Annotated in this window: 15 protein-coding genes; 3 read left to right on the top strand and 12 right to left on the bottom strand. The window is 52.9% G+C overall.

What is annotated here, in order from left to right; all coding sequences use genetic code 11:
- The 12 genes from recO to folK all read right to left on the bottom strand — a co-directional run.
- Positions 1–467, bottom strand: a 467-nt coding sequence (gene recO, locus ABF287_RS11495; protein ID WP_347185148.1) for a DNA repair protein RecO, incomplete at its 3' end; no start/stop codon positions are given.
- A gap of 66 nt (positions 468–533) precedes the next feature.
- The gene (locus ABF287_RS11490) at positions 534–866 is read right to left on the bottom strand and encodes a DUF1491 family protein (protein WP_347185147.1); all 333 of its coding nucleotides are present in this window, start codon (positions 864–866) and stop codon (positions 534–536) included.
- Positions 867–872: 6 nt separating this feature from the next.
- Positions 873–1,790: a GTPase Era gene (gene era, locus ABF287_RS11485; RefSeq protein ID WP_347185146.1), complete on the bottom strand. Its 918-nt coding sequence runs from the start codon at positions 1,788–1,790 to the stop codon at positions 873–875.
- Positions 1,787–2,473, bottom strand: a complete 687-nt coding sequence (rnc, locus tag ABF287_RS11480) for a ribonuclease III (RefSeq protein ID WP_347185145.1) — start codon at positions 2,471–2,473, stop codon at positions 1,787–1,789. The genes era and rnc overlap by 4 nt, the downstream gene beginning before the upstream one ends.
- Positions 2,470–3,252 carry a signal peptidase I gene (gene lepB / locus ABF287_RS11475; RefSeq protein WP_347185144.1) on the bottom strand — a complete coding sequence of 261 codons (783 nt, stop codon included), beginning with the start codon at positions 3,250–3,252 and terminating at the stop codon, positions 2,470–2,472. The genes rnc and lepB overlap by 4 nt, the downstream gene beginning before the upstream one ends.
- Positions 3,253–3,399: 147 nt before the next feature.
- On the bottom strand, positions 3,400–3,798 hold the full coding sequence (gene acpS / locus ABF287_RS11470) for a holo-ACP synthase (protein ID WP_347185143.1): 399 nt from the start codon (positions 3,796–3,798) through the stop codon (positions 3,400–3,402).
- 5 nt (positions 3,799–3,803) lie between these two features.
- Positions 3,804–4,427, bottom strand: coding sequence for a LysE family translocator (locus tag ABF287_RS11465; RefSeq protein WP_347185142.1), 624 nt, complete (start codon positions 4,425–4,427; stop codon positions 3,804–3,806).
- Positions 4,424–5,173: a pyridoxine 5'-phosphate synthase gene (locus ABF287_RS11460; protein ID WP_347185141.1), complete on the bottom strand. Its 750-nt coding sequence runs from the start codon at positions 5,171–5,173 to the stop codon at positions 4,424–4,426. The genes ABF287_RS11465 and ABF287_RS11460 overlap by 4 nt, the downstream gene beginning before the upstream one ends.
- 129 nt (positions 5,174–5,302) lie before the next feature.
- Positions 5,303–5,953 carry a DUF2062 domain-containing protein gene (locus tag ABF287_RS11455; protein WP_347185140.1) on the bottom strand — a complete coding sequence of 217 codons (651 nt, stop codon included), beginning with the start codon at positions 5,951–5,953 and terminating at the stop codon, positions 5,303–5,305.
- Between the two features lie 17 nt (positions 5,954–5,970).
- Positions 5,971–8,088 carry a bifunctional (p)ppGpp synthetase/guanosine-3',5'-bis(diphosphate) 3'-pyrophosphohydrolase gene (locus tag ABF287_RS11450; RefSeq protein WP_347185139.1) on the bottom strand — a complete coding sequence of 706 codons (2,118 nt, stop codon included), beginning with the start codon at positions 8,086–8,088 and terminating at the stop codon, positions 5,971–5,973.
- Positions 8,089–8,146: 58 nt separating this feature from the next.
- Positions 8,147–8,494 carry a DNA-directed RNA polymerase subunit omega gene (gene rpoZ / locus ABF287_RS11445; protein ID WP_347185138.1) on the bottom strand — a complete coding sequence of 116 codons (348 nt, stop codon included), beginning with the start codon at positions 8,492–8,494 and terminating at the stop codon, positions 8,147–8,149.
- Between the two features lie 107 nt (positions 8,495–8,601).
- The gene (gene folK, locus ABF287_RS11440; protein ID WP_347185137.1) at positions 8,602–9,189 is read right to left on the bottom strand and encodes a 2-amino-4-hydroxy-6-hydroxymethyldihydropteridine diphosphokinase; all 588 of its coding nucleotides are present in this window, start codon (positions 9,187–9,189) and stop codon (positions 8,602–8,604) included.
- Between the two features lie 129 nt (positions 9,190–9,318).
- Between folK and ABF287_RS11435 the strand changes: the two genes are divergently transcribed.
- The 3 genes from ABF287_RS11435 to ABF287_RS11425 form a co-directional block, all read left to right on the top strand.
- Positions 9,319–9,888, top strand: a complete 570-nt coding sequence (locus ABF287_RS11435) for an NYN domain-containing protein (RefSeq protein WP_347185136.1) — start codon at positions 9,319–9,321, stop codon at positions 9,886–9,888.
- A gap of 166 nt (positions 9,889–10,054) precedes the next feature.
- Positions 10,055–11,005: a 4-hydroxy-3-methylbut-2-enyl diphosphate reductase gene (gene ispH, locus ABF287_RS11430; protein WP_347185149.1), complete on the top strand. Its 951-nt coding sequence runs from the start codon at positions 10,055–10,057 to the stop codon at positions 11,003–11,005.
- 21 nt (positions 11,006–11,026) lie between these two features.
- Positions 11,027–11,258 (top strand): RNase H family protein (locus ABF287_RS11425; RefSeq protein ID WP_347185135.1); only part of this gene is annotated, 232 nt, incomplete at its 3' end.

Here is an 11,258-nt window from a genome sequence, read left to right as displayed (position 1 = left end):
CCCGTCACGGCGCAGGATGACAAATCCATGCCAAACCCAAGCTCTTCCAACAAAGACAATTCCCATTGCAGGTAGTCGAGCGGCCAATTCGGATCGACACCCAATTTGTCAAGCAAGCTCATACTGTCGACATACAAATAGCCGTGCGCCTCGCGCTCTGGCAGTGCAAACGCAAGCATCGCAGTAATCGAGTTTAGCGCCGACAATGCCATTGGGTCGCTCATCACCGCAGCAGCTCTGCTTTTGATCGGCTCAAAGGTGAAGCTCCCCAGCTGATCCTCAAGCCGCGCTTTCCACGTGAGCGACACTTGGCCACCAGGTTGTAGATGCGGCGTCATTTTGCGGGAAATACCGCCGCGCACAACGCCTGCATGTCGACCATGGTTTTCGGTGAACACCTCAACGATCACGGAAGTTTCCCCGTGCTTGCGCACAGCCAAAACAGCTCCTTGATCCCGCCATTCAATCACCTGTGGCTCCAATGTTATTTTGGTATGTTACTGCGCCAAGCGTGCCGTGGTGATGGCGTTGCGTCAATCCGAGAGGCCGATTTCATCCAACAATGTGCGGCCATCTCGATCTTCGACTTCGATAATCCACAAATCTGGATCATAGCCTGATTGTTTGGACAGAGCCGCATCCACATCGCGCTCAACCCCGCTGGCCAATTCAACCCACTCGCGGCGATCTGCCATCAAGTCAAACTGTCGTTGATAGGCCACAGCCTGACCATCAAGCGTGTTAAGTTTCACCATCACCGCACCGGCTGTAGCGTCGCCTTTTTTGACGACGAAAACAGGGATGTCTTGCAGGCGTAAGCGCGTCAAATAGGCGGCCACCCACATATCGGCAGTGAGACGCGCCATCTGTGCTTAGTTCCCGTCTTTGAAATCGAGGCCCATTTCGCCGTAGCGCTCAGATTCTTCCAACCAATTTGGACGCACTTTGACCTGCAAAAATAGGTGCACTTTACGGCCCAAAAATTCGTTAAGCTCTTCACGAGACGCGCGCGAAATACGTTTGATTGTCTCGCCCTTGTGGCCCAACAAAATGCCTTTGTGACCATCGCGCGCCACATAGATCACTTGATCAATGCGCGCTGATCCGTCTTTGCGCTCTTCCCAGCTTTCGGTCTCAACCGTCAATTGGTAGGGCAACTCTTGGTGCAATTGCAGCGTAAGTTTTTCTCGTGTCATTTCAGCGGCAATCATCCGCAATGGCAGATCAGCGATTTGATCTTCTGGGTACAGCCAAGGCCCAGCTGGCACTTCAGCCGCCAACCATTCGCGCAAATCATCCACGCCGTGACCTTTTTCAGCCGAGATCAAAAATGTCTTTTTGAAATCGAAACGCTCGTTCATTTTGCTGGTCAAAGCCAACAGCTCATCCACTGGGACGCGGTCGATTTTGTTAATCGCCAAGGAAATGTTGCGCGCGTCAGTGCGCTCAGACAGGGCTTCCAAAATAGCTTCGACGCCTTTGGTCATGCCGCGATGTGCTTCGATCAACAACACAACAACATCCGCGTCTGCGGCACCGCCCCAAGCGGCAGCAACCATTGCACGGTCCAAACGACGTGTTGGCTTAAAGATACCTGGCGTATCAACGAACACCATCTGGCTGTCGCCCTCAATGGCAACGCCGCGGATGCGTGCGCGTGTGGTTTGAACTTTGTGCGTCACAATCGAGACTTTCGCCCCCACCATCCGGTTCAAAAGCGTGGATTTGCCAGCATTAGGTTCGCCGATAAGGGCAACAAAGCCCGCGCGTGTCGTGGTCTCGGTTGTCATTGTCCGCTCTCCAATTGGTCCAGCAGCGCCTTTGCGGCAGCTTGCTCAGCGTTGCGTTTCGATGTTGCCTCAGCGCGCATGGTTTGCCCGCTTTGCAATTGCACCTCGATGGTGAACACAGGCGCATGATCTGGACCTGAGCGTTTGACTTCTTCATATTTCGGCGGGTGCTGTTTGCGCGCTTGCGCCCATTCTTGCAGCGCCGTTTTGGGGTCGCGACTGTCCGCATCAACCGTCAAAATCCGTTTCCCCCATAGTTTCAAAATAACCGCCTTGGCCACTTCGAAACCTGCATCCCTATAGACGGCTGCGATCACAGCCTCCATCGCATCGGCCAAAAGCGCCTCTTTGCGACGACCGCCAGAAAGCATCTCAGACCGGCCCAATTTAAGCACAGCACCAAGATCGATATCACGCGCAACATCCGCACAGGTTTCTTTGCGCACAAGTGCGTTAAACCGTGGCGCAAGTTGCCCTTCTGAAGCCCCAGTATCGGCCTCAAACAACGCTTCTGCCATGCTCAACCCTAACACACGATCGCCCAGAAATTCGAGGCGCTGGTTGTCAGGGCGTGTGGCAGAGGAAAACGAGCTGTGAGTCACAGCGCGCGTCAGGTGTTCGGCATCTTGGAAAACGTGACCAAGACGTGCCTCAAAGGCTTTAAGTTCGGCGGAAATCTTCACACGATGTCCTCATAGAAGCGGTCCATGCGCCATGTCCAGAAGAACAAAAGCGACTTGCCAGCAGCAGAGAACATCACGCGATCCACGCGGCCGAGCAGGAATTTCTCAGGGACAAACCCAACGCCCGAAGGCTGCGCGATGCGGCTGTCAGCAGAGTTGTCGCGGTTATCGCCCATGAAGAAATACTGCGCTTCGGGGACGGTGTAGACCGGCGTGTTATCGACGCTGGTATTTGCGATATTCAAGATTTTATGACTTTTACCGTTCGGAAAGGTCTCGATGAAGCGCTCTTTCACACATTCGCCGCCCAGACCAACCGCTCGATTTGAACACCGAGGCGTGTTGCCTGCAGCACCTTGCGCTTCAAAGATTTCAGAAAACACACCATCAGGAGTCTGTTTTGCTTCTTCGCCATTGATAAACAGCACGCCGTCTTTCATTTGAATCTTGTCGCCAGGCAAACCGATCAAGCGTTTTACAAATGCGCGGTGCTGCGTCGGGTGCTCAAACACCACGACATCACCACGCTTTGGTGCTTTATCCAAAATACGACCGGAAATTGGGCACAAGAAACGAACCAATTTGGGGCACGAATATTCTGAAAACCCATAGCTCATTTTGTTCACAAACAAGAAGTCCCCGATCAACAGGGTGCTTTTCATGGAGCTGGACGGAATAAAGAAGGGTTGGAAAAACAGCGTGCGGAACAAGCCAGCAATGAGCAGTGCATACACAACGGTTTTCACCGTTTCAGTTATTGAATCTTTAGCCTTGCTCATATTTTTGGTCTCGCGTTTGGACGGCCTTATTCAGGCACATAATAATCATCGTAGGGGTGTCATGCTCAGAGGCGCGCTTGCTGTCAAGCGTATCACGAAGAACACCACGGTTTCGGCATGATTTGTAGGGGTCTCGCCTGCATTTGGCTACAGCGGGCGCGCCTCAATCACCACAAAAGCCTGCGCCCAAGGGTGATCGTCGGTCAAAGTCACGTGAATGACGGCCTCGTACCCGTCCGGCGTCATCGATTCCAACCGTTCTTTGGCCCAGCCAGTGACCTGCATCGTTGGCTGTCCCGAGCGCATATTGCTCACCGCCATGTCTTTCCATGAAATGCCCATCGCCAACCCCGTGCCCAAAGCTTTTGAGCAGGCTTCTTTCGCCGCCCAGCGCTTGGCGTAGGTGCCTGCAACATCTTTGCGGTTACCGGCTTTGCGTTGTTCGGTTTCTGTAAACACACGGTTTTTGAAACGATCCCCAAACCGATCGAGCGTACCGGAGATACGTTCGATATTTGCAAGGTCAGTGCCAATTCCAAGGATCATACAGGTTAAACCAATTTTGAGGTCACGACTTTCAACGCCGCAAAACCAAATAGCCCAGCAAATGCGCCATCGAAAACACGATGCATCCGCAAATAGCTCTGGGCCATCAGCCGCGTTGAAAACACGATAGCCATAAATGACATGACCACAAGCGAGGTGAACAAGCACGACAGCCCCACCTGCACCACAGCGGCCTTTTCTGCCGATTGTGGGATGACGACGGCGAACAAGGCGCCCCAAAACAACGCAGCCTTGGGATTCATCACGTGGATCAAAAAGCCACGCCGCCACGCGCGCCCCATGGAATCCGAACTGGGGGTAATATGGGCAGCCGATCCGCCCAGCGCGCTCTTGGCGGATTTGAACGCGATAAACAAAAGATATCCGGCCCCGAGGTATCGCAGCGTTTCAAACATCCACGCATGGCTTGCCATCGCTGCGCCGAACCCAAGGGCTGCGACAGAGGCCCAAACGATCGACCCATTCCAGACACCAAAGGACAAAGCCAAGCCGCTTTTGCGGCCCGCCCCCATTGAGGCCCCCGCAATTGCCAGAACAGCAGGTCCGGGTGAGCCAACTGCAATCGCCCAGCCCAAAATGATGGGCCACAGATCGGCGAAAGGAATCACCCGCGCGCCTCATCCATCAAACGGCGCATTTCTTGGATGGCCGGCTTAAGGCCGCGAAAAATGGATTCACCAATCAAGAAGTGTCCGATGTTCAACTCAACGACTTGCGGCAAAGCGGCAATCGGTTTGACCGTGTCATAGGTGAGCCCGTGCCCTGCGTGGACTTCCAACCCCAACCCGTTGGCAAAATCCGCCATCTCAGTGAGGCGCTTCAACTCATCGTCACGCGCGTCAAACTGCCCTTCGGCATGCAGGTCGCAATAGGCCCCTGTATGCAGTTCAACGACTGCGGCGCCAATGCGGTGTGCGGCTTCGATCTGCGCACGGTCTGCCGCGATGAAGATAGACACGCGGCTGCCCGCTTCGCGCAAAGGCGCAATAAAGTGTGCAAGACTGTTTTCTTCTCGCGCCACTTCCAAACCGCCCTCGGTGGTCCGTTCTTCGCGCTTTTCGGGCACAATACACACGGCATGCGGTTTGTGGCGCAAAGCAATCGCCTGCATTTCCGGAGTCGCGGCCATTTCGAAATTCAGTGGCACGGACAGATGCTCAACCAAAGCGTCGATGTCGGCGTCTGTGATGTGGCGGCGATCTTCGCGCAGATGCGCAGTGATACCATCCGCGCCGGCCTCTTCGGCCAGTTTTGCGGCGCGCACAGGGTCAGGATAGGCAGAGCCGCGCGCATTTCGAACTGTCGCAACGTGGTCGATATTCATGCCCAGTCTCAGGGGTGCCAAATCAGTCATAGGATGCCTTTCCATGTGTGCCCTTATGGGCCCAACCTGCCTTATCACATTGCTCTCTCGTGGGGCAAAATAGACGTCCACGCGCAAAAGGAAACCAACAAATTTTGATGCACCCCATCACGCGAGCGCTCAAAGCTTTGGATTGTTTTTCTTCGCAACCGCTTTGTCTCTAAGCTCTTCAAACTTGGCTTTCAAAAGACCCTTACGGCGTTTTTGAAACACGCTGATCATCGGCAAACTCACATAGTACGCGACAAGGCCCGCCAAAATACCGGGGAGAATGCCACCAATCAAATAGGGGATAAATACGTCATGGGCAAAGCGCCAAACTCCATCCCAATTGGCAACATCATCCGTCATCATCGCTTTCATGTTGTGAACAAGATCATGTCCTGCGTCATAAAACGTCCCAAAAAAGGACCGTTCATGATCTGCTTCAAACTCGGACCCAAGGAGGAAATGCCCCGTCTTAAGCGACAACAAGGCGATTGGAACATAGGTCAGCGGATTGCCTGCAAAGGTCGCAAGAAGAGCCGCCAAAACATTGCCTCGCATCAAGCGCGCCAAAATAGCCGCCACAACAAAGTGCAATCCAAAGAATGGGGTAAAAGCTGTGATGACGCCAGCGAATACGCCACGCGCAATGCTGTCTGGCGTTCCGGGCAAACGATTGAGACGCAGTTGCATGTACCGAACCGCGCGGGACCAGCCCCCACGGGGCCAAATCCACTGCTGCATCCACTTGATCAGCGGCAGCTTGTCTCGGCGCTTGAAAACCACGTTTCCCTCAAGACCCCTTAGGGCTTTCTATTCAAATCCCTGTAGCGTCTAACACGCGCTACGTCGCTTTCAGCTTCAACCGCCAGAACAACCGCGTGTAAGTGCTCAATATCCCGCACGTCCGCGTCGACGATCACCCTAAAGAAATCGGGTTTCCGCTCGATGAACGTCAAATCCGAAATATTGGCCTTTTGTTCGCCGATCAACGTACAAATGCGACCCAAAACGCCCATATCATTGGAAATCGTAATGTCGAGTGACACGGCGTGAATTGGACCATGCGGCCCAGAGTGCCATTGCAAATCAACCCAGCGATCAAGTTCTGATTCGAGTTCGGCAAGCGCAGGACAATCAATCGCGTGCAGCATAACACCTTTGCCACGATACGTGATACCCACGATGCGCTCACCTGGCACGGGCTGACAACATTTGGCGCGATTGTAGCTTTGGTTGTCACTAAGCCCCAAAACCGCACGCTTGGCATCGACGTCAGCTGAGGCATGCACCAATTCAGGATAGACAGATTTCACAACATCATTGGCAACCAAATCAGCTGAACCCATACGCGCAAGCAACTCTTCGGTGGACGCCAAAGACAGCTGTTTAGCCGCCGTTGCCAAGACTTTTTCAGACGCCTTCTTGCCGACATGCTCAAACGCCACACGCGCCAGCTCACGTCCAAGCTTGACGAAACGTCCGCGATCTTCTTCGCGCAAGGATTTGCGGATTGCAGCCTTGGCGCGCCCTGTCACAACAATATCGAGCCATGTGCCCTGCGGGCGCTGGCCTTCGGCTGTCAAAATCTCAACAGATTGGCCGTTTTTCAAACGCGTCCAAAGCGGTACACGAATGCCGTCCACCTTGGCGCCAACACAGCTGTCGCCGATACGCGTGTGAATGGAATAGGCATAATCAAGCGGCGTCGCGCCTTTGGGAAGCTTGGTCACTTCACCTTTTGGCGTAAAGCAGAACACCTGATCGGCGTACATTTCTAGCTTAACATGTTCTAAAAATTCGCCGTGATCGTCAGAGTTCTCAAACCGCTCGGTCAGTTGTGCAAGCCATTTGGCGGGATCAACCGCAAAGGGGTTTTGCGCCCGCACACCGTCGCGATAGGACCAATGCGCCGCAACGCCGCCTTCGGCCACTTCGTGCATTTGGCGTGTGCGGATTTGCACCTCAACGCGTTTACCATCGCGACCAGACACAGTGGTGTGGATCGAACGGTAGCCGTTGGTTTTGGGCTGTGAAATGTAATCTTTGAACCGCGTTGGGACCGCGCGCCAACGTTGGTGAATCACACCCAACGTACGGTAACAATCACCTTCTGAGGTGGTGATAATGCGAAACCCATAGATGTCTGACAGGCGTGAAAAGCTCTGTTGCTTTTCTTCCATCTTACGCCAAATCGAATACGGCTTTTTGGCGCGACCGAACACTTCCGCATCAATGCCCTCGCGGGCCAATTCGGATTTGATATCGTTGGTAATTTTGTGGATCACATCGCCCGTTTCACGTTGCAACGTGATAAAACGGCGAATAATCGAATTGCGCGCCTCGGGATTGATCACGCGGAAGCTGAGATCCTCAAGCTCCTCACGCATCCACTGCATCCCCATCCGCCCCGCAAGTGGCGCAAAGATATCCATCGTCTCACGCGCTTTTTGCAGCTGCTTTTCGGGACGCATCGATTTGATCGTGCGCATATTGTGCAAACGGTCAGCCAACTTGACCAAGATAACCCGCAAGTCCTTGGACATCGCCATGAAGAGCTTGCGAAAGTTTTCGGCTTGTTTGGTCTCGGAACTCGACAGCTGCAAATTGGTCAGCTTGGTTACACCGTCAACAAGCTCGGCCACATCTGTGCCAAACTTTCTTTCAACTTCGCTATAAGTCGATTTGGTGTCTTCAATTGTGTCATGCAAAAGCGCGGTGATGATCGTGGCATCGTCCAGCGCTTGTTCGGTCAAAATCGCAGCAACCGCAATCGGGTGCGAAAAGTACGGCTCACCAGAGTGGCGGAACTGACCTTCGTGCATTTCCATTCCGTAGGCATAAGCCTCTCGGATCAAATCTGCATTTGTTTTGGGATTGTAGTTGCGGACCAAGGCGATCAGGTCTTCGACGTCGATCATTTGGTCCGCACTCTTCTTGCAACGGCCAGAGTTCAGGACTCATGGCACAAAATTACAGTTACCCTTGGGCTTCCATCAAAGCACGAAGCAGCTTTTCTTCAGACATATCGTCATCAGCTGGCTGATCTGTTTCTTGACCCATGAGAAGCGCCATCTGGTCTTCTTCTGGTTCATCAACTTCGATTTGTGTCTGGTTTGACTCGATTTGACGTTCGCGCAATGCAGACGCCAACTGAGTTTCATCAGCAATCTCACGAAGAGCAACAACAGGGTTTTTGTCGTTGTCGCGATCAACGGTCAAAGTTGACCCAGCTGAAATTTCGCGAGCGCGATGTGATGCAAGCATAACAAGTTCAAAACGATTAGGAACTTTATCTACGCAATCTTCTACTGTGACGCGAGCCATGAGATCTCCAATTCCAACTGAGCGAGGGATACAAGCGACCTATTTAGGCCCTTGTCGCGTGATTGACAAGGCATCAATCGGCCCCAAAATATGCCTTTTTTGTGGTTTCACAAAGGTTTTATCCCTTTGATTTCACTCGCTGGCAGTCCGTCACACAACATTTGAGCGGTTTTCCCCGACACGGGGTGCATCCAATCTGGCCAAACATCGCACAAAGGAATCAGCACAAACCCGCGATCCTGAATGCGTGGGTGCGGCAAAATAAGTTCGCTTGGCGCCGCCTTCATTTGAACCTCAAGCGGTAAGTCCGCCCAATATTCATAGGTTTCCAAATCTGGCAAAATCAAATCTTCAAACGACAAAAGATCAATGTCCAAGGTTCGCCCAGCCCAACGGGTCTCACGCGTTCTTCCAAATTTCGCTTCTAAATCATGCAGTTGCGCCAAAAACTCTTCTGCTTCGCAGGTCGTCTTCACGATAACGGCCAAATTTACATAGTTCGGGCCAGCGCCCGCTGGAAAGCAAGGCGTTTCAAAATATCGACTTTGCTGCACAATATGCGCGCCAGCCTCCCCCAAATGAGCGAGTGCTGCAGTGATCGTCTCTCGGGTTGACCCAACGTCTGAAGGGAGATTCCCGCCAAAAGCCAAAACCGCGCGTTTTTCCTTGATTTGTTTAGCTTTTCCTCGCGACAAAGCGGTCACCCTATATATTTAGACATGTTTAACTGCATTCAGATACATACTATTCCTTTAAACTCAATTCTATGCGCATCTTTGAATATTAAGACTGCGCGAAATGCATTTTAGAAAGGATTCCATACAATGTTCTATAGAGATGAACGCCTTGCTTTATTCATTGACGGTTCCAATCTTTACGCTGCTGCCAAAGCACTTGGTTTCGATATCGATTACAAGCTGCTGCGCCAAGAGTTTATGCGCCGTGGCAAACTGCTGCGCGCGTTCTACTACACGGCTTTGCTGGAAAACGACGAATACTCCCCAATTCGTCCGCTCGTTGATTGGCTCAACTACAACGGCTTCAACATGGTCACCAAACCGGCCAAAGAATTCACCGATTCTATGGGACGCCGCAAAATCAAAGGCAACATGGACATTGAGTTGACCGTGGATGCGATGGAACTCGCACCACATGTAGATCACATCGTGATTTTCTCTGGCGACGGCGACTTCCGCCCCTTGGTTGAAAGCTTGCAGCGTCAAGGCGTGCGGGTGTCTGTTGTTTCAACGATTAAGTCACAGCCTCCAATGATCGCCGATGAATTGCGTCGCCAAGCTGACAACTTCATCGAACTGGAAGAGTTGAAAGACGTTCTTGGACGCCCCGCGCGTGAGCCTTACGAGGCCCCAAACAGCGACGCAACGCCAGAATAAGCGGCCAACACTGCCGCAAACATGATGACAACAAAGCCTCCTGCGCCACGCTGTGCTCAGGGGGCTTTTCTTATACATGCGACAATTCTTGATCAGACCCCATGGACGCGCCGCGGCTGGCACCTTAGATATTGTTCAAAGAATGGATGAGCCAATGACGCACAGTTTGACCAAACCAGCCCTCACGTTGTATCTCGCCGCCCCGCGCGGCTTTTGCGCAGGCGTTGACCGCGCTATCAAAATTGTCGAACTGGCAATTGAGAAATGGGGCGCGCCTGTCTATGTGCGCCATGAAATCGTTCACAATAAATTCGTCGTCGACGGCCTCAAAGAAAAAGGCGCCGTTTTCGTTGAAGAGCTGGATGAATGCCCTGACGATCGGCCTGTAATTTTCTCGGCGCACGGCGTGCCCAAAGCCGTTCCCGCTGCAGCAGCTCAGCGCGAAATGGTCTACGTTGATGCCACCTGCCCGCTTGTATCTAAGGTCCACATCGAAGCTGAACGTCATGCGGAAGCTGGCCTGCAAATGGTGATGATTGGACATGAAGGGCACCCTGAAACAATCGGAACAATGGGACAGCTTCCTGAGGGTGAAGTACTTTTGGTCGAAACACCCGATGATGTTGCGGGGTTGGTCGTGCGCGACCCAACCAAACTCGCTTTCATCACGCAAACGACGCTTTCTGTCGACGACACAGTCGACGTTATTTCCACCTTGCGTGCGCGTTTTCCAAACATCGTAGGCCCACACAAAGAAGACATCTGCTACGCCACCACCAACCGCCAAGCTGCGGTTAAAGCGATTGCAGGCAAGATTGACGGGCTGTTGGTGATCGGTGCGCCGAACTCATCCAACTCAAAACGACTTGTCGAGGTTGGGTCCGCCAATGGATGTGCCTATTCGCAATTGGTGCAGCGCGCGACAGACATTGATTGGCGCGCCCTTGATGGCATTTCATCGATTGGCATCACTGCCGGTGCCTCTGCACCCGAAGTTTTGGTCAACGAAGTGATTGACGCGTTTCGGGATCGATTTGAAGTCACTGTCGATTTGGTCGAAACCGCGCAAGAGAACATCGAATTCAAAGTCCCGCGCGTGCTGCGCGTGCCCGCCTAAAGTCAAAAGAAAGCAACGCTTATGCCCGAAATTCACGCTTGGACAGATGGTGCTTGTTCTGGAAACCCCGGCCCTGGTGGCTGGGGCGTTTTGATGCGTGCGATGGACGGTGATAAGGTCTTGAAAGAACGTGAACTCAAGGGCGGCGAGGCAGATACCACCAACAATCGGATGGAACTTTTGGCGGCGATCAACGCCCTAGAAACACTGACGCGCCCAACAGACATCACCATCACAACCGATAGTGCCTATG

Source organism: Pacificibacter sp. (genome assembly GCF_039769035.1).
Lineage (GTDB): Bacteria > Pseudomonadota > Alphaproteobacteria > Rhodobacterales > Rhodobacteraceae > Celeribacter.
Note: the sequence above shows the minus strand (reverse complement) of the source record. Positions and strands in the feature narration are given on the sequence as shown.

Excerpts from the sequence above, each read along its gene's own strand:
- ABF287_RS11490 (WP_347185147.1), bottom strand. The coding sequence starts at position 866 with ATGGCGCGTCTCACTGCCGATATGTGGGTGGCCGCCTATTTGACGCGC.
- era (WP_347185146.1), bottom strand. The coding sequence starts at position 1,790 with ATGACAACCGAGACCACGACACGCGCGGGCTTTGTTGCCCTTATCGGC.
- lepB (WP_347185144.1), bottom strand. The coding sequence starts at position 3,252 with ATGAGCAAGGCTAAAGATTCAATAACTGAAACGGTGAAAACCGTTGTG.
- acpS (WP_347185143.1), bottom strand. The coding sequence starts at position 3,798 with ATGATCCTTGGAATTGGCACTGACCTTGCAAATATCGAACGTATCTCC.
- ABF287_RS11460 (WP_347185141.1), bottom strand. The coding sequence starts at position 5,173 with ATGACTGATTTGGCACCCCTGAGACTGGGCATGAATATCGACCACGTT.
- ABF287_RS11450 (WP_347185139.1), bottom strand. The coding sequence starts at position 8,088 with ATGATCGACGTCGAAGACCTGATCGCCTTGGTCCGCAACTACAATCCC.
- rpoZ (WP_347185138.1), bottom strand. The coding sequence starts at position 8,494 with ATGGCTCGCGTCACAGTAGAAGATTGCGTAGATAAAGTTCCTAATCGT.
- ABF287_RS11435 (WP_347185136.1), top strand. The coding sequence starts at position 9,319 with ATGTTCTATAGAGATGAACGCCTTGCTTTATTCATTGACGGTTCCAAT.